Source organism: Oleiphilus sp. HI0079 (assembly GCF_001635105.1).
The window spans coordinates 1-18,792 of the sequence record NZ_LWFT01000502.1; the positions used below are offsets into that span (position 1 = coordinate 1).

The window sequence follows — 18,792 nt, forward strand, 5'->3', positions numbered from 1 at the left end:
CGTACGCCAAGTTCAGACACACTCAAAGCAGCCGAAACATTTAATACTTGGCTGAGTGAAGTGCGCGAGACTCTGCCCCCCACGATGTACCTAGACTCGTATAACGAAGCCTATGTTCTGATAGAAGATCGCATAAACCTGCTCATCAAAAATGGTTTAGGCGGATTGATTTTAGTTGTCGCGATTCTGTTTATCCTGCTAAACGGTCGCGTTGCTTTCTGGGTGACGGTGGGTATTCCTGTGTCCTTCGCGGGAACGCTAGCCGTGATGTATGCTCTCGGCGGCAGCATTAATATGGTGAGTATGTTTGCCTTAATCATGGCGCTGGGGATCATCGTTGATGATGCCATCGTCGTCGGTGAAGACGCCCTCACCCACTTTCAACGAGGTGAAGGGGCGTTACAGGCAGCAGAAGGCGGAGCCAGAAGAATGTTCGTACCCGTTATGTCGTCTTCGCTAACGACTATTTCTGCATTTTTACCACTGATGATTATTAGCGGCATTATTGGCAACATACTATTTGCGATTCCACTGGTGATTGTTTGTGTGATTATTGCATCCGTCATTGAGTGTTTCCTGATCATGCCCGGGCACCTTCATCATAGCCTTAAGAAGATGGGCCATCATGCAAAGGAAAGTCGGTTTAGACAGGCCGTTGACAGCCGTTTTAATGCATTTCGTGATGGAACATTTCGCTCGCTATCTGAAAAAGCAATGCGCAATCGTGGTACAACCCTAGCACTCGCAATTGCTGTATTTTTTGTATCCATTTTTCTCATTATCTCCGGAAGAATACAATTTGAGTTCTTTCCACAGCCTGAAAACCAAGTCTTGCTAGGAAATGTGAAGTTCGCTTCCGGCACCCCGCCTAACGATGTCCGCGCGTTCGCGCAGCAAATGGAAGATGCGCTTTGGCGTGCAAACGACAAATTACTCGAGAAATATGAACGCGAAGAGGATCTGATTGTTCACGCAGTATTACGTGTGAATCAGGCAACCCTTGATGGCGGTCAGAACTATCAGCAAGGTGAGCAATATGCCTCTTTGCACGTTGAAACAGTGACTCCGGACGCGCGAAACGTCCGTAATCCCGAACTCATATCCGCATGGAAAGCGGAGCTGTCTCTTCCAGATGGTATTGAGCAATTGAGTATTACTAGCCCGCGTGGTGGGCCTCCTGGCAAAGACATCGATATCTTCTTGACGGGGCAAGGCTCGGAAGTCCTCAAAGCCGCCAGTGAAGAGCTGCAAGAAAAGCTTAAGAGCTATGTTGGCGTGAATGATATTCAAGACGATATACCTTACGGGAAAAGCCAATTTCTTTACGCACTTACGCCTCAGGGAGAAGCGTTGGGGCTGACCGTTAGTGATATTGGAAAGCAGCTACGCGCAGGCTTTGATGGCCAACTACTCCAAGTATTCTATGACGAGAACGAGGAAGTAGAGGTGCGCATTATCCTCCCTGAACAGGAACGAAACGCATCTCGAACGCTTAACAGTTTTCCCATCATCACAAACCGTGGGGAGACCGTTCGACTGGACAATGTTGTGACGCTAGAGAGCAGAAAAGGGCTTGAGCTTGTTCGGCACACCGAAGGTAAATTTGGTCTCAGAGTCACCGCGGGGGTCGATTCCAGCCAGAATAATGCGAATGTGGTATTGGACGATATAAACGAGCGTTTCTTACCTGAACTAGCAGCGCGCTACGGCTTAAATTATGAACTTAAAGGTCGTGCCGAGGAGCAGCGCAAAACAGGTTCGGAGATGATGCTTGGAGCCTCTATCGGCTTTACGCTCATCTATATCATTCTTGCATGGGTGTTTGGCTCTTACTCTTGGCCTTTAGCGGTTATTCTCGCCATTCCGTTGGGTATCTCTGGTGCGATTCTTGGGCACTGGGCGCTCGGACTGAATCTCACGATGCTCTCGTGGTTTGGCTTTTTTGGTCTGTCGGGGATTGTGATTAACGATGCGATTATTCTCGTGACATTTTATCGAGAGCTAAGGGAGCAAGGACAAGCTATTCATGAGGCCATCGTGAACGCCACTTGCCTGCGTTTGCGCGCCGTACTACTGACATCTCTGACAACGATTGCTGGCTTGCTACCTTTGTTATTTGAAACGTCGTTGCAGGCGCAATTTCTCATTCCAATGGCGGTAAGCATCTCGTTTGGTCTGGCCTACGCGACCGTACTCATCCTGTTCGTTATTCCCGCATTGGTTTCAAAAATCGAAGAAATGCGGGAAAAAAGAGCGGCCAAGCAGCAAGACAAGCAAGCAGTCCAGCTTCAAACAGAGTAAAGCGAACAGGGGCAATGATTGCCCCGATTTACCAATACTGAAAACAGACTTAAACTATGTGTGCCCAGAGGTCGTATTCATCGGCCTCTTCAATTTCAACCTCGACAATCATGCCCGGATCTAAAAAGGTTGCGCCGTCGATAAAGACCTGGCCATCGATTTCCGGCGCATCGCCCATCGTTCGAGCGACGGCGCCCTCCTCCGCTATTTCATCGATAATCACAAATTGACGCGTACCCACTTTCGCTTGCAAGCGCGCAGCGCTGATTTTTGCCTGTTTTTCCATAAAGCGTTGTTTACGCTGCTCTTTGATGTCTTCGGGCACATGATCAGGCAGATCATTGGCCGGCGCGCCTTCCACTGGTGAATACGTAAAACAACCCACCCGATCAAGCTGCGCTTCATCTAGAAAGTCGAGCAGCTCTTGAAAGTCTTCTTCGGTTTCACCGGGAAAGCCCACGATGAATGTGCTGCGAATAGTGAGCTCTGGACACACCTCACGCCATTTCTTAATGCGATCCAGTACTTTCTCGGCATGCGCGGGGCGCTTCATCGCTTTGAGTACCTTTTTGCTCGCGTGCTGAAAAGGAATATCTAGATAGGGCAATATCTTACCTTCCGCCATTAACGGAATCAGCTTGTCGACATGCGGATAAGGATACACGTAGTGCATTCGAACCCAAACACCTAGCTCACCCAAGGCAACGGCCAAGTCTTGCATTCTCGTTTCTAAAGGGTCGCCCGCATTAAAATCGAGTTTGAACTTCACATCCACACCATAGGCACTTGTGTCTTGCGAAATAACCAGTAGCTCACGCGTGCCGGCAGCGACTAGCTTTTTCGCTTCATCAATGACAGCCGATATAGGACGACTTACAAGATCTCCACGCATATGAGGAATAATGCAAAATGCGCAACGGTGGTTGCAGCCTTCAGATATTTTTAGAAAAGAATAATGTTGAGGCGTAAGCTTAACCCCATGCGCGGGAACAAGATCACTATAGTGCGAAGGGTTTTCGATTGGCGGGACATATTCGTGAACGGCATTCAACACGGTGTCGTAATCGGCAGGACCACTCACACTTAATACATCAGGACTAACTTTCTTGATCAGCTCCGCATCAGCGCCCTTGCCCATACAACCGGTTACGATTACTTTTCCGTTCTCCGCCATCGCCTCGTTGATCGCATCTAGAGATTCTTGTTTCGCCGAATCGATGAAACCACAGGTGTTTACCACCACAACATCTGCATCGTCATAACTCGGAACAACATCGTAACCATCTAACTTCAATTGAGTGAGAATACGCTCCGAATCAGTCAATGCTTTTGGGCAACCAAGGCTTACAAACCCTACACGGCCGCTTCCCGCGGTATTCTCTACATTTATACTGTCTGAATCAGCCATTTTTTCACCCAAAATTGATAACGTTTAAGCCGCGCGAAGTATAACGGAAGAGACGCGCGCTTGCATGCTTAGAGCCTTCGCTAGAAGGGAGCCATAAGCCATTCGATTTGTTGCAAAACACCCCTTTGCAACCACATGTAACTGAAAATGCACCAATATGTGCATTAGCGCACCCTCAATTAACCTTTTGTGCACCTCTTGTTTCAATTTAGTTGCTATTGGTTACACAAAACAAATGGTTAAGCACTGTTTTTTATCTAGTCTCATATAAACGGCAATGATCTTGCTGTAAATGTCATAGATGTCGTCATGCGCCATGCATGAAAGCCGTTAAAAAATAGGTTGAAGCTCTCACCAGAAGAGCAGAACAAAAAATCTAGTTTGATCTAGAAACCGACATAACAAAATGCGGGAAACGCTGCGGAAGTAGCACAAGAGAGATGAACCATGAGCAGAAGTTTAATTTACCACACACACTTGAGTATCAGTGGCAACGTAACGCTGAAAACATCAAACGGCGCCTCAACCGAAGCGCAATTTGATTCGATTTCGAAAAGCGGACTCGTTCTGCACTGCGATCAAGCGGCGCTCAAAGAGCTCTTCCCTCGAACCCCCACCGTTTCGCTAAAACAAACAGTTGATCTCGACGTCGACTTCGGTCTACCAGAAGTGGGTCGCATTATGGCCGCTTGCCATGTAACGTCTTTACGTCGAATGTCCAGAACGAAGTTTGAGTTGCAGATGAATTTTGCTGAGGCCGGAGTGCGATCGCTGAATGCATTAGAGCACTATGTGGAGCGTAAGCTTCGTGCAAGCAATGCAGCTGCCGAGAATGCTCAAAGCCTCAATGATAATGTGCATCAAATTAGCAACAGTTCAAATGAGACGACGCAAAGAGACCTTGAGCAGCGAGTCGCGTAGATCGAACGCAATTGCCTTAGCGAGATTAGGCCTTGGTTTTAAGAAGAGGGATATCTTGCTTCTTGGAATCAGTTTTTTGAACCGTTGTTTGGTTCGTTAACGCAGAAACAAGCTCAGCCTCTGGTCGAGAAATGCTACATGCACTCATCAGCTCTTCAATGCTCGCACCCATTTTTACAAGTCGAGCCGCTTCCGAATAGCTGACCTTTACTGGGTCATTCTTTTGAATCTCTTCCAGTTTTTTCTCAAGATGCTCGTTCTTATCCACCAGAGATTGCAAACGACGTCCCATCCCTAGCGTTGAATGGTTTACTGCATTCAGCTCTTTGCCCAACTCGTTAATGTGATCGCTCAACGTTGCAACCTGCTTTCTTGTTACACTTGCTGAATACAAGCCGTAGGCAACCGAGATAATCGCAATCGCTGAAGAGCCTAATGCGAGATACTCAAAAGAAATCAAAACTGACATCGCTCTCTCCCTAGCAGCGCTTAAAGCGCTACCATCTCTGCCCATTCTTCCTCAGAAAGCATTTTCTCAAACTCTACAAGAATGATCAGCTCGCCGTTTTTATTACATACGCCTTGGATAAAGCGCGCGCTCTCATCGTTACCAACATTAGGCGCGGTTTCTATCTCTGACTCTTTTAAGTAAACCACTTCCGCTACAGAGTCGACGAGTACACCGACAACCTGACCCTCAAGCTCCAAGACAACAATTCGTGTCTGATCGCTTACCTCAGATTGGGCTAAACCGAAACGTGTGCGCGTATCGATTACCGTTACAACGTTGCCACGTAAGTTGATAATCCCTAGGACATAATGTGGAGCGCCAGGAACGGGAGCGATTTCAGAGTAACGCAACACTTCCTGAATCTGCATCACATTGATGCCATACGTTTCATCATCTAAGCGGAACGTAACATATTGCAGAATCTTATCTTCTGACTGATCAGAACTATGTACAGTATTGGAAGACATTTAAAGCCTCGTTTTGGGCAAATCGTAGCCCTTGTTTATGGATATCGCAGCGTATTGACGCCGGCGAGCTTATTCATATCACTTTAATATAGAACAAAGCCCACCATGCGCCACTCTTGGACATTGTTTATCTCGCTAAGAACTTAGGGCGTATCCTGCAATTTGTCTTCATCAAGCAGGCGCGCCATACTCTCTACGTCCAGTAAAGCGCACATTTTAGAAATTACCGTCCCTGCGAGCCATGGCCGTTTACCTTGCTGAGTACGCCATTTGATTTCATCTCGCTCTACGCGGATCGCTTGTTGAACACTACTACAGGCCAAGGCCCAATGCGTATCAGCTAACCTAATAACGAACTCATAGGGCTCATCCGAACTATGCTGCATTCGCGATGGCATCACCCAACGAGCGGTATCGACGACTTGGAGGTTCCGATCGCCAATTCGGTACATTCCCAAATACCAATCTGCTCTCCCAACGATTGGCGTAAATTCACTCTCTAAACGATGTATCGATCCTAGCGAGATAAGAGGAACAGCGAGCTGTAGACCTCTTACATCAAACAATAACATTTCAAATTCGGCCAACTCCCGAAATGGCGGAATCTTATTTGGAGGTACCGCTGCGGGTGGTTCTTCTTCGAAAGAAGAGCTTATCTCGGCCGGTTCTAATGTCTGCGTTTGCGACTTTATTTGAGGCGAAACCTCGGGTTCTTCTACATCACCGCTCACCCGTTCTTGAACTGCAATTTTCTGAGCTTCTTGAACCTCTTGCGCGATCTCCGGCTCGGTCGCACTAGCTTGCTTAAGTTCAACCGTTTCTATCGGCGTTGTTTCAGCTTCTAACTTATGATCAGCCCTGAGATCTGGCTCTTCGGTAAGATGAGCAGAAGCCGTTGCTTCTTTCAGCGCCATGGTCTGCGCTGCCTCAGTTTTCGTCTCTGGCTGCTTGGCCGCGGGCTTTAGTTTTGGCATCAAGCCTGCAACGACGACATCTTTTTTGTCGTTTGATTCTTTGAATGGTCTTAACTTCTTTCTAGCTAGAATGGCGCTAGCGGGCTTCAAATTAGGATGGCGAGAGTGGCTGGTCGCTACTGGCTCCGCAGCAAAGCCATCAGCCTCAGACATTTGCTTAGCGAATGACTCATCTGATGACGCTTTGGTTTCTGGATCGCTACCCTCTCTTTCATTCGGTACGGCACTGACGGGCGGGACTGGAGTGGCTGGCTGACTCTCGGCCTCTTGTGTCGCTTTTTCGGTAACTGGATCGCTCGACTTGGACGCATGCGGTGGCGTTGCAAACATCTGATCAAAATAGTCCAACAGCAAGTCGTCCGCACGGCTCGCTTTGGTTTCCTTATTTTGATCGGACTTCTCTTTGCTCACTTCTTACCTCGGCGCCATTTTAGGCTGCATTACTTCGTCTGAGGTAAACAACAAGCTGAGATGCGACCTGCAACAAACTTGATTTAACACGCGCGTTGTCGCGCAACTGTCGGCTTAACCTCAGAGTGGTAAGCAAAATTAAAACAGCTTCCTGCTGACTTGGTGTTCGCTGACCACTTAAAATGTCGTCTAGTTTAATCGTACGCTGTAACTCAAATCGGTTACGTATAACCTTAACCGGCATTGGCGTTGATAATAGAGCATCAAGATAGTCACCAATGATCTCATCATTTCCCACGGAATTGTTTTCCTTAAGAGAAATGTGCAAATGCCCTCGCTCCCGCTATATCCCGTTAGGTGTTTTTTCTAACAGAGTTTCAAGCAATTTTTTATACGCTCTAACGCCGTGAGTCGCAGCGTCAAGCTCGGAAGGAACAAGCCCTTGCATACTTGCATCTCGAAACTTCGTATCTACCGGGATAGCGAACTTCCACACGTTGTCACCCCATGTTTGTTTGATGGTTCTCAGACTCTGAGTTGACGCCTGAGTTCGGCGGTCAAACATTGTAGGCAAAATCATGTGCTGCAAATTGCTTTTCTGGGATCGAATCACCATCGATAAGGTGTGCATCATTCTTTCCAATCCCTTAATCGCTAGAAACTCGGTTTGAACAGGTACAACAAGCTGCTGACTAGCGGCCAAAGCGTTAATCATCAGCACTCCTAAAGAAGGAGAGTTATCGATCAGAACGAAATCGTATTGATCCCACAACAAAGCGAGGGTCTTAGAGATGATTAAACCCATACCATCAACGCCGACCATTCGACGCTCAAGCGTCGCTAGAGCGGTTGAGGCCGGCATAAGATCCAAGCCCGGGCAAGAAGTTGCCGTAATAAGGGATTCCGGCAAACCATCAGGTACCGCGCCCTTGTGCATAAACAGATCAAATACACTCTGTTCGATTGTGTCAGGATCATGACCAAAATAGCTAGTAAGCGAACCATGGGGGTCAAGGTCCATAACAAGAACACGCTTGCCTTGTGACGCTAGCAGGCCTCCAAGCGTTACAACCGTAGTGGTTTTACCTACCCCACCCTTCTGATTAGCGATCGCCCAAATACGCACGTTTGAATGACTCCTGAATTATATTTTTTGTACTTCATAATCTATGGCAGAGATCATAGCATTTGGCTACTTCACTCGGAATGAAAGCCATAAATACTGAACCGCCAACAAAATGTCGTTATTGAAGAAAATGCACATCTCATGCCAAAAAGTGGTTCGCGCACGTTTGATTTGGCATAAAAATCACAGAGTTATGCATCAAAGATGAGGAATAAAATGAAGTAGATGCTTATTCGATCAGGCTCTGTCTCACATCTCCCGAGCGCGAGATCAGTAAGACGATACGACGGTTTTCTCTTCGGCCTTGTGGCGTGTCATTTCGAACCAATGGTCGGTATTGCCCATAGCCGATGGCCGCCATGCGACCTTCGTCGATCCCTTCAATAGACAACAACCTGAGAAAAGTAGCCGCTCGCGCCACCGAAAGCTCCCAGTTACTTGGAAATTGGCTATTGTTGATTCTCAGATTATCGGTATGCCCTTCAATCAATACGCCGTTATTTTTTGACCGTAAGACCCCTGAGATTCGCTTAATAACCTCAAAGGCCTCCTCCGCGGGGATAACCCCTCCGCTTTGAAACACAACTTCGTCGCGCAAGGATATTTCAACCCAGTCATCGAGAACCCGAACAGATAGTTGATCTTCGTAAATCAGATCTTCAAAACTTTCTTCAAACTCTCCAGCTATCGATTCGAGCTGCACATCGTCGGACTTTTCCTTGATCGACTCATAACTGTCTTGACGACCAATCAAGATAGGGTTTATCCCTTCAGAAGCAGCCTGACGTTCAGTTCTATCGTTCAATTCTCCTATCTGAATCGGCTCGAGGCTTTTTGGGCGCGTGTTAAATATACCTTCCAGCGAATCTGACAAAACCTTGTATTTGCCCTCATTGACCGAAGAGATGGAGTACATAACAACGAAAAAGGCAAAAAGAAGCGTAATGAAATCTGCGTACGAGACCAGCCAGCGGTCATGATTTTCGTTTGAATTATGATGTCTGGAGCGTTTCATGAAAAAGCGCGCCTCAATCTGTTGAGTCTAAGTGCAAATAGCCTTTCAGCTTCAGCTCAAGGGAGCGCGGGTTCTCGCCCTCTGCAATGGAAATCAAACCATCAACAAGCATTTCGTGGTATCGAACGTGGCGTTCAACCTGGTATCGAATCTTGTTAGCGACGGGGAGCAAAAAGAGGTTCGCAAATCCCACCCCGTATATAGTAGCAACAAATGCCGTCGCAATACCTGCGCCGAGTGAGGATGGGTCAGCGAGATTGCTCATCACCTGAATCAATCCTAGTACCGCGCCAATTATTCCAATTGTCGGTGAGTAACCCGCCATAGAGTCATAAACCTTTGCGAGATCGAGATCACGCTGCTCGCGCGAATACATGTCTACCTCAAGAACCGACCGTATTGATTCTGGCTCAGAACCATCAACTAGGAGCTGCAAGCCTTTTTTACAAAAAGACTCCCGTTCTTTTGATAACACATCTTCTAGCCCAAGCAGACCTTCCTTTCTCGCTTTAATACTCCAAGAGAGCAACTTGTGTATGCCATCATCTATCGAAACATGAGGAGGAAAAAACACCCACCGCAATGCGGCGAGACTTCGCTTGAAAACGTTGAATGGTGTTTGAAGGCAAGTTGCAGCTAGCGTGCCGCCGATGACGATTAGCGCCGCTGGACCGTTGACGAGCGTCTCTATTGTCCCGCCTTCTATTGCGTTGCCACCAAAAATTGCCAAGAAGCCAAGTAGCAACCCGACAATGCTGAGGTAATCCATTAGGTCAACCTATTTACCAATTGCTCGGCAACATCATTTATGTCCAAGCTCTTATCACTATAGCCCGCCTTATCAACCGCCATTGGCATACCATAGACAACGCATGTTGCCTCGGTCTGTGTCCAAACAGTCGATCCGCTAGACTTCATAAGCCGACAACCTTCTTTTCCATCTGCGCCCATCCCGGTTAAGACAATACTAAGCACCTTGCCAGGAAAACTCTTAGAAACGGAACCAAATGTAAGATCCACGGATGGTTTGTAAGTAAGACGCTCATCCCCGTCCAAGATAGAAATTGACGCTCTACCACCTCGATTCCCTACGAGCATTTGCTTGCCACCAGGCGCCAGATAGGCACACCCTGGTTGCAGCACATCGCCATCCTCTGCTTCTTTCACCTTAATAGCACTCAGTGCGTTAAGACGCTCTGCGAAGGCAGGGGTAAATGTTGCCGGCATATGTTGTATAAGCAATATAGGTACCGGAAACGATGCCGGTAGCTTGGTAACCACTTTTTGTAATGCAACGGGACCGCCAGTTGATGTGCCAATAGCAACAACACTAACGGGATGTTTTCTCTCTGTACCAGATGATCGACCTGAACTGCCTGAACTGGCCGATCTTGGTGAAGCTGAATTATTGGACGAAGAACGGCTTAAACCACCATTTGCCAACTTCTGCAGGCGTTCTCTCGTGGTGAGTGAATCACCGCTCTGCACCGATGAAGCAGGCGTTCTGGGCGAAGTATTCGGACTAGATCTGGGAGCAAGTCGGTTCTTTCGGGCGATAGAAAGAATACGATTGGTCAGCACGTCTTGCATCTTCGTCGCATCACGCGCGATGTCTTCGAAGTTTTTCGGTAGGAAGTCCACAGCCCCAGCATCTAGGGCGTCAAGTGTCACACGAGCCCCCTCATGCGTGAGGGAAGAAAACATCAAAATAGGACAAGGAGCCTCTTTCATAATGTGGCGAATGGCGGTGATCCCATCCATCACTGGCATCTCGTAATCCATTGTTATGACATCAGGGTTCAGCGCTTTCGCCTGCTGCAAAGCCTCTTTGCCATTGCTGGCAGTACCAGCAACCTCAATCGAGTCAGCTTTTTGTAGAATCTCGCTTAATCGTTTCCTAAAAAAAGCAGAATCATCAACAATGAGAACTTTTACAGCCATGAAAACCATGCATCCCTGATTAATTAAGAACTAAGCGTAACGCGTTAGCAAACTGGGTATATCAAGAATGAGAGCAATGCGGCCATCGCCTGTGATGGTTGCACCAGCCATGCCGGGTGTACCGTGCAACATGCCACCCAAAGGCTTGATTACAACCTCTTCCTGACCAACAAGCTGATCAACAATAAAACCAACCTTCTTCGTTCCAACAGCAACAATGACAACATGCGCAGATTGCGGGTCGGTCTCACCTGACTGATTGACTAACCAACGCTTGATATAGAACAAGGGGTAAACGTTATCGCGGACAACAACACATTCCTGCCCGTCAACAATATTTGTCTTCGTCAGATCAAGATGGAAGATTTCCACAACACTGACCAGAGGGAAAGCAAACGCCTGCTGCTCGAGCTTCACCATTAAGGTAGGCATAATCGCAAGGGTTAGAGGAACTTTAATGGTCAGGCAACTTCCCTTACCAAGCTCTGAATCGATATTGACACTGCCGTTTAGCTGCGTGATTTTGGTTTTAACGACGTCCATACCAACACCACGACCTGATACATCGGATATCTCTTCTTTGGTCGAAAAGCCCGGAGCAAAAATCAGGTTATAACATTCGTTATCGGATAGACGATCCGCGGCATCCTGATCATATACGCCTTTCTCCACAGCTTTTCTGCGCAACACATTTGGATCCATCCCCGCGCCATCATCGCGAATGGAGAGCAAAATATGATCACCTTCCTGTTCGGCAGATAACAACACTTCACCCAAACGAGGTTTGCCATTGCTCTCTCGCACATCAGGCATTTCAATCCCGTGATCAACAGCGTTGCGAACTAAGTGGACAAGTGGGTCCGATAGCGCTTCAACAAGGTTTTTATCAAGGTCAGTATCCTCACCCTGCAAGACGAGATTAACTTCTTTACGAAGGTTACGAGCCAAGTCACGGACAACGCGAGGAAAACGACCAAATACTTTCTTAATTGGCTGCATTCTTGTCTTCATAACAGCCGATTGCAGATCTCCAGTCACCACATCAAGATTAGAGACGGCCTTCTGCAGAGCCTCGTCCGTGCTGTCATCGCCTAAACGCTTGAGCCGATTTCGCACAAGAACAAGTTCGCCAACCATATTCATAATTTCGTCTAGACGGCTTGTGTCGACCCGAACGGTGGTCTCAGTCGTTAAACCTTCATTGCGTGGCGCAGGAGCTTTTGGCTTATCAGCAGCAGTTTTAGCCGGTGGCGCAGGTTTAGAGGCCGCTGCAGGCGCCTTCGGCTTCGCCGGTGGCGGAGTAGGCTTTGCTGTTTCTGGTTCGGACTTTGCGCTGGCAGGGGCCGGAGCCTCAACCTTCGCCGCTGCAGCTCCGTCAGTCGCCGGCCCCTTCCCGGAGCCATGAAGATCATCAAGCAACTTTTCGAACTCATCATCAGTGATCAGCTCACTATTTGAACCGCCAGCTGCGCTTGAAGGGGATGCAGTTGAAGCATCAGCCGCGGCCGAATCATCCGCCTTGGCTGGGTCAAATTGCCCTTCGCCATGCAATTCATCAAGCAGCTTTTCGAATTCATCATCGGTAATTTCATCAGAACCTTCACCGTTTGAAGTCGCCTCTTGTTTGGGAGCAGAATCTGAAGCCGCTTCTGACGCTTTATCAGAAGGCACCTGATGCTCATGAAGCTCATCGATAAGACTAGAGAATTCATCTTGCGAAATATCACTCGCAGCAGGCGCAGACGACTCGATCTTGTCAGACGCCCCTTGTGCTGCAGCTGCGCCACTGGGGCCATCAAGCGCGTCTAGGAGCATCTCAAACTCATCGTCTGTGATGTCTCCGTCTGCCGAAGCAATTTGATTAACGAGTTCCTGAGGATCTGGCTGAGGGGTTGCTGGTTCGTCTTCAGCTGGAGGCTCTTCTGCAGCAGCTGGCTCAGGCTCACTACCTTGTTCAGTAGCGAAACGCTCTAAGTCTTCCAGAAGTTCAGGTTCCGCAGGCGTTGGCTCTTGTCCTGAGCGTACCTCATCGAACATGACATTTACCGTGTCCAAAGCACGCAGCACCACATCCATTAATTCGGCATCCGCTACACGCTTTCCATTTCGAAGAACATCGAAAACGTTCTCCGCAATGTGACAACAACCAACAAGCGCTTCTAGCTGCAAAAATCCAGCACCGCCCTTTACGGTATGGAAACCGCGGAAGATCGCATTTAAAAGGTCTTTGTCTTCAGGGTTTTGCTCAAGCGATACCAGTTGCTCAGATAGCTGTTCAAGAATCTCACCTGACTCTACCAAGAAGTCTTGTAAGATCTCCTCATCTGCCTCAAAGCTCATTCACTAACCCCTCAATTTATTTCTAGAAACCCAAGCTCGACAATAAATCGTCTACATCATCCTGACCGCTAACAACATCTGCACGCTCTTCTTTATTCATCTGCGGGCCTTCGCCATCCATGTTTGTCCCGACAGATTCAATGTCGTGGACAGTACCGGTGATGGTGTCAACTTTGCCTGCCATACTTACTAAGTTAACGAGGTTTTCTTCAACTTCTTTAACCAAACCTGTAACTCGATTAATTACTTGGCCCGTCAAATCCTGAAAATCCTGTGCTAATAAGATAGCTGAAAGATTCTGATACACCTTATCGGAGTCGTTCGTAAGCTGTTCCAAAAAACCATCCATCCGACCGGAAAGGTCACGAAACTCACTTGGTGTCATCTCTTTTCGGCGAAGCTTTTCCCACTCTGACTTGAGCTGCTTAGCTTCTGTATTCATGTGCGATGCATAGGGCATTGTGTCTTCGACAAGATCCATCGTCTTGTTGGCCGCGTTGCTTGTCATATCGACCACATACGCTAGACGATCCGACGCATCATTAATTTTGGAGAGTTCTTCCTGGCTTTGCGCATCACCGCAATCGATCTGGAAGTTGCGAATAGACTCGTACAAGCTTCGCGTTAAACGGCCGACTTCAACGTAGAGCGTTTTATCGCGAGTCTGATTAATATCGGAAATCACAGCCAACGCAGAAGATATATCTCCCCCGTCTACCGCCTCTTTCAGTTTGTTAGCCTGTTCTTTTAGGAGAAGTTCAAAACCATCGACATCTTCAATATTGCTCGACGCTCCTGAGGTAGAAGTTTGTTCAGTCATAAGCACTCTTTTAGGCGTCGATACGCTCAAAAATCTTTTCGATTTTCTCTTTAAGCACGGCAGCGGTGAATGGTTTTACAACATAACCATTTACGCCTGCTTGCGCGGCAGCAACAATCTGATCGCGTTTTGCTTCAGCCGTCACCATGAGAACTGGGAGTGTTTTAAGGTCATCATCAGCCCGAACTGTCTTGAGCAATTCAATGCCCGTCATACCAGGCATGTTCCAGTCCGTCACTAAAAAGTCATACTTACCGGTTTTAAGCATGGGCAACGCAGTATTGCCATCATCTGCTTCATCGGTATTAGTAAACCCCAAATCTCTCAGTAGGTTTTTAATTATTCGCCTCATCGTAGAAAAGTCATCTACCACAAGGATTTTCATATCTTTATTCAAGTCGACCTCCAATGCTGTCGAAACCTCATATTAGCGCTTCAAACCCTACCCTGAAGTCTAGCCTTTGTTATCAGTCTAGCCAGTTTTTTTACTGCCAAATCAATAGCTTTATCGCATTTAATTAAAATCAGAGTTTTATTCGACCCACTCATGCATACGGGACTTTAAACGCATCGTTGCCTGAGAGTGAATCTGGCTAACACGTGACTCGCTGACATCTAGTATTAGTCCAATTTCCTTAAGATTCATCTCTTCTTCATAATAAAGTGACAAAACAAGCTTCTCACGCTCTGGCAACCCCTCGATTTCACCAGCAAGCGCATGCTTAAACGCATGCACGCTAACGGCTTCACTTGGTCGATCATTCACAGCTGAACTTTCAAACTCGTGGCCACTTCCCTCTGTGTTTTCTGCTAACTCATCCAGCGAGAAAAGCTTGCCAGCGTTGCTATCTTTGAGACAGGTGAAGTATTCATCTAATGTCATTTCAAGCTCTGCGGCGACATCTTCATCGCTCGCATCACCACCTGTGCGAACTTCAACCTTCCGAATGGCTTCCGCGATTCGTCGCGCATTCCTGTGGACCGAACGCGGCACCCAGTCACCTTTGCGCACCTCATCCATCATCGAACCGCGAATACGAATGCCCGCGTAGGTTTCGAAAGTCGCGCCATGGCCTGACTCGAACTTCCCCGCCGCTTCGAGCAAGCCAATCATTCCGGCCTGAATTAGGTCGTCCACCTGAACGCTTGCAGGCAAGCGAGCCATGAGGTGATGCGCAATGCGCTTAACCAGAGGCGCATGCGTAACGATTAACTCTTCTGCGTATTGCGTTTCGTTTTCGTTATACATCTAAATTAACAATAAAAAACCGAGACAGCGTCCCTATTACCATCCCGGTTTCCGAATAAAGGTGATCGTAAGTGTTTGGAGTAACTTAAGCCTGCACCAAACGCTCTACAAAAAACTCCAAATGCCCTCTTGGAGTACTAGGCAAAGGCCATGAATCGGCTTTTTGCGCAAGCTGCTTAAAAGCAATGGACGCCTTTGCTCTAGGATACGCTTCAAGAACAGGGCGCTGACGCTGCACCGCTTTCTTGACATTCTCGTCAAATGGAACGCTTCCTACGTACTGTAGAGCAACATCTAGAAAACGCTCTGTAACGGTCGTTAGCTTCGAAAACAAATGTCGCCCCTCTTCTGGAGAGCGGACCATATTGGCCAGCACTCTAAAGCGGTACATATCATAGTCGCGATTAAGCAATTTAATAAGTGCGTAAGCGTCAGTTATGGATGTAGGCTCATCCGTCACCACAACGAGCACCTCTTGTGCTGCGCGAACAAACGAAACAACGCCGTCAGATATTCCTGCAGCAGTATCAATAATCAAAACATCAAGGTCTTGAGAGAGTTCGCTGAACGCATTGATCAGCCCCGCATGCTCCATGTGGTTTAGCGCAACCATTTTCTGGGTGCCAGAAGCAGCAGGAACAACTTTGACGCCTTTCGGCCCTTCGACAAGAATATCTCGAAGCGATAACTCACCAGACACAACATCCGCGATGTTGCCTTTAGCGGTAATCCCAAGCAGGACATCGATATTGGCAAGCCCCAAGTCGGCATCTAGCAATATGACTCGTCGACCTAACTCAGCGAGTGCAATAGAAAGGTTGATCGAGACGTTGCTTTTACCCACACCACCCTTTCCGCCGGTTACAGCGATAACTTGAACAGGGCTAGAATTCGCCATACTTAATCGTATCCTTTTGTTTTACTTCTTAGATGCAAAAACATAGCACGAACTTTAGTGAAGCGAATAGCAAAGTTCGCCAGGCATAAAAAAACAATAGGCTTATTCATGCGCCAGTGATGTTTAGGCAAAATCGGATAATGCATAATCGGTGTTCTGTTGCACCGAGTCGTGATCAGGAATTGTCACCCATCGCTCGGAGTTATTCAATAACTCCTCCGCCTTATTCAACAAGTCTTCTTTGTTAGCAAGATGAATATCTTCAGGAACGCGCTGCCCGTCAGTCACATATGCGCAGGACAACTTACTCGCAACGAGGTAACTGATGGCCTCGCCAAGACTGACAGCCTCATCGAGCTTGGTTAAAATCGTACCGGCAAGACCCACCATTTTGTAATGCTTATAGTTCGCCTTCATGACGGCATACTGACCCGTTGCCGGCATAACAAGATAGTTTTGAATCCTGTGTGCAGACATCTTCAACTCTTTCAATTGCTCATTCCATGAACGGTCGCTTTGCATCAGCCCTGCCGTATCAACCAGAACGAGTTTGCGATCAGAACACCTGTCTAGAATATCGTCGAGGCAGTTCTCCTCATCCACTACATGCACTGGCACATTCAGAATACGTCCAAACACCTTCAACTGCTCATGCGCTGCAATACGATAACGATCTGTGGTCACCAGAGCCAAGCTCTCTGCGCCATGTCGCATGACATAACGCGCCGCCAACTTACCGACGGTCATCGTTTTGCCACTTCCCGTTGGACCAACAAGAGAAACGACCCCTCCCATATCGATGATCTCGCTATACTCGGTTTGTATCGCAGAGTGCAGCTGCTTTCGCACTTTCGCCCAAGCTGTATCAAAGTCGTGTTCGGCTGAAAGCCTCTCACCCAACTGCTCTCTAATGGGATTTTGAATTCCTATACTCTCGAGCCGTTCGGTCAACATCGTGTTTGCAGGGTTAACATTAACCTGCGCACGGGCCTCTTCATTGCGCTGAGACTGTTTGGAAATTAAATGACGAAGCTCTTTCAACTCCTGCTGCATAATGACAATGGCATCATCATGCTGGGATTGAGTCGTGTCATCACGAGATGAAGCTCGGCCCGCAAAGCCTGATTGCTGCGCCGGATTTTGAAAAGCAGGACGCTCACTTACTCGCTCTTTTCGCGCAGAGATCTGCGTTTGTTCGCGCTTGTTCTTAACAGAAGTGATTTTGTCGCGGCTTCGCTCTAGCTCTTCTTGAAGCTTGATACTTTTCTCTGCACGTTGGCGCGCCAATTCGGATGGACTCACTGCATTGAATCGAGCACTTTCACGCTCAGCGACGCGGTGATCTGACCGAGACTGGGCAGCTCTCTGCTCACTTGATGGATCGAACTGCTCCTCATCATATTCCGCAGTTGCCAAAATCTCGACACCGCCATTTTGCTTGGAGTTGGAGAGGATAACGGCATCCGGACCAAGATCTTCGCGGATCTGACGTAAAGCATCCTGCATAGAATGAGAGAAATAACGCTTAACTTTCATAGTTCTTTACCCAGCTCGTCAATTTATTGACCTACGGTCGCGACAATATTTATTTGTTTGTTATCCGGAATTTCTTGGTATGAGAGAACCCGAACACTGTCGTTTACAAAGCGCGAGAACTTCGCCATCGCGAGTCTGACCGGAGCGGAAACCAGCAGTATTGCTGGGTTACCTAGCATTTCCTGTCGCTGTACTGCATCACTCAAAGATCGCTGCAAATTCTCTACAATCCCCGGCTCTAGCACCATTCCTAACTCATCCGGCGCGCCAGTTTTCTGCGCTTGCTGTACTGACTTAAGCAATAGCTGTTCCAGCTCGGGTTCTAGCGTAATAACCGGGATCTCAGCGGCATTCTCAATTAAGGTTTGAACGATAAGCCGCTTCAGACCCTGACGACATGCCTCCGTAAGCTGATCTGGCTCAGCACCCTTCGGAGCGCGACTTATCAGCGCTTCCGCAATAGACCGCATATCTTTAATCGGCACATCCTCTTGCAAAAGATTCTGCAAGACTTTAAGCAGACTACTAACACTCAAGGTATTGGGGACGAGTTCTTCGGCTAGCTTAGGCGCCTGCTTCCCTAGCTGGTCAAGCCACTGCTGAACCTCTTCGTGCCCGATCAATTCGTAGGCATGCTTCTGAAGCAACTGATTCATGTGCGTGGCAACAACGGTACTCGCATCCACAACTGTATATCCCAAAGCCTGCGCCTGATCTTTCTTATCAGGCTCGATCCATACCGCCTCCATACCAAACGCAGGATCGATCCCGGCAATACCCTCTATTTCACCAAAAACCTGACCAGGATTAATTGCCAACTCCCGATCTGGATGAATCTCCGCCTCGGCGAGGCTAACGCCCATTAAGGTAATTC

18 protein-coding genes are annotated in these 18,792 nt (G+C 47.9%); 2 read left to right on the forward strand and 16 right to left on the reverse strand.

Features of this window, described 5'->3' with window-relative positions:
• A partial coding sequence (locus tag A3750_RS06470) for an efflux RND transporter permease subunit (protein ID WP_068548107.1) occupies window positions 1-2,301 on the forward strand: 2,301 nt, incomplete at its 5' end.
• A gap of 49 nt (window positions 2,302-2,350) precedes the next feature.
• Here the strand turns inward: A3750_RS06470 and rimO are convergent.
• Window positions 2,351-3,709 carry a 30S ribosomal protein S12 methylthiotransferase RimO gene (gene rimO, locus A3750_RS06475; protein WP_068453597.1) on the reverse strand — a complete coding sequence of 453 codons (1,359 nt, stop codon included), beginning with the start codon at window positions 3,707-3,709 and terminating at the stop codon, window positions 2,351-2,353.
• 447 nt (window positions 3,710-4,156) lie between these two features.
• On the opposite strand from rimO, the gene A3750_RS06485 reads away from it, so the two are divergent.
• On the forward strand, window positions 4,157-4,630 hold the full coding sequence (locus A3750_RS06485; RefSeq protein WP_068453602.1) for a hypothetical protein: 474 nt from the start codon (window positions 4,157-4,159) through the stop codon (window positions 4,628-4,630).
• Window positions 4,631-4,655: 25 nt separating this feature from the next.
• On the opposite strand, the gene A3750_RS06490 is transcribed toward A3750_RS06485, so the two are convergent.
• From A3750_RS06490 to A3750_RS06560, 15 genes are all read right to left on the reverse strand, one after another.
• On the reverse strand, window positions 4,656-5,099 hold the full coding sequence (locus A3750_RS06490) for a DUF2802 domain-containing protein (protein WP_068453604.1): 444 nt from the start codon (window positions 5,097-5,099) through the stop codon (window positions 4,656-4,658).
• A gap of 20 nt (window positions 5,100-5,119) precedes the next feature.
• Window positions 5,120-5,608, reverse strand: coding sequence for a chemotaxis protein CheW (locus A3750_RS06495; RefSeq protein WP_068453606.1), 489 nt, complete (start codon window positions 5,606-5,608; stop codon window positions 5,120-5,122).
• A 143-nt stretch (window positions 5,609-5,751) separates the two neighbouring features.
• Window positions 5,752-6,993, reverse strand: coding sequence for a CheW domain-containing protein (locus A3750_RS06500; protein WP_068464302.1), 1,242 nt, complete (start codon window positions 6,991-6,993; stop codon window positions 5,752-5,754).
• Between the two features lie 19 nt (window positions 6,994-7,012).
• On the reverse strand, window positions 7,013-7,291 hold the full coding sequence (locus A3750_RS06505; protein ID WP_068456994.1) for a hypothetical protein: 279 nt from the start codon (window positions 7,289-7,291) through the stop codon (window positions 7,013-7,015).
• Window positions 7,292-7,336: 45 nt separating this feature from the next.
• Window positions 7,337-8,119 carry a ParA family protein gene (locus tag A3750_RS06510; protein WP_068548110.1) on the reverse strand — a complete coding sequence of 261 codons (783 nt, stop codon included), beginning with the start codon at window positions 8,117-8,119 and terminating at the stop codon, window positions 7,337-7,339.
• Window positions 8,120-8,348: 229 nt separating this feature from the next.
• A complete protein-coding gene (gene motD / locus A3750_RS06515; protein WP_068456999.1) occupies window positions 8,349-9,134 on the reverse strand; it encodes a flagellar motor protein MotD in 786 nt (261 codons plus the stop codon).
• A gap of 13 nt (window positions 9,135-9,147) precedes the next feature.
• On the reverse strand, window positions 9,148-9,903 hold the full coding sequence (locus A3750_RS06520) for a flagellar motor protein (RefSeq protein WP_068457002.1): 756 nt from the start codon (window positions 9,901-9,903) through the stop codon (window positions 9,148-9,150).
• Window positions 9,903-11,075 (reverse strand): chemotaxis response regulator protein-glutamate methylesterase, encoded by a 1,173-nt coding sequence (locus A3750_RS06525; RefSeq protein WP_068548113.1) that lies wholly within the window; start codon window positions 11,073-11,075, stop codon window positions 9,903-9,905. Before A3750_RS06525 ends, A3750_RS06520 begins: the two co-directional genes overlap by 1 nt.
• 30 nt (window positions 11,076-11,105) lie before the next feature.
• Window positions 11,106-13,415, reverse strand: a complete 2,310-nt coding sequence (locus A3750_RS06530; RefSeq protein WP_068548111.1) for a chemotaxis protein CheA — start codon at window positions 13,413-13,415, stop codon at window positions 11,106-11,108.
• Window positions 13,416-13,437: 22 nt separating this feature from the next.
• On the reverse strand, window positions 13,438-14,235 hold the full coding sequence (locus tag A3750_RS06535) for a protein phosphatase CheZ (RefSeq protein WP_082873215.1): 798 nt from the start codon (window positions 14,233-14,235) through the stop codon (window positions 13,438-13,440).
• A gap of 10 nt (window positions 14,236-14,245) precedes the next feature.
• Window positions 14,246-14,632 (reverse strand): chemotaxis response regulator CheY, encoded by a 387-nt coding sequence (gene cheY / locus A3750_RS06540; RefSeq protein ID WP_068453444.1) that lies wholly within the window; start codon window positions 14,630-14,632, stop codon window positions 14,246-14,248.
• A gap of 135 nt (window positions 14,633-14,767) precedes the next feature.
• A complete protein-coding gene (locus A3750_RS06545; RefSeq protein ID WP_068548112.1) occupies window positions 14,768-15,484 on the reverse strand; it encodes an RNA polymerase sigma factor FliA in 717 nt (238 codons plus the stop codon).
• 85 nt (window positions 15,485-15,569) lie between these two features.
• A complete protein-coding gene (locus tag A3750_RS06550) occupies window positions 15,570-16,382 on the reverse strand; it encodes a MinD/ParA family protein (RefSeq protein ID WP_068453448.1) in 813 nt (270 codons plus the stop codon).
• Window positions 16,383-16,505: 123 nt separating this feature from the next.
• Window positions 16,506-17,918, reverse strand: a complete 1,413-nt coding sequence (flhF, locus tag A3750_RS06555; RefSeq protein WP_068464305.1) for a flagellar biosynthesis protein FlhF — start codon at window positions 17,916-17,918, stop codon at window positions 16,506-16,508.
• Window positions 17,919-17,941: 23 nt separating this feature from the next.
• On the reverse strand, window positions 17,942-18,792 hold an 851-nt coding region (locus A3750_RS06560), incomplete at its 5' end, for an FHIPEP family type III secretion protein (protein ID WP_197474945.1).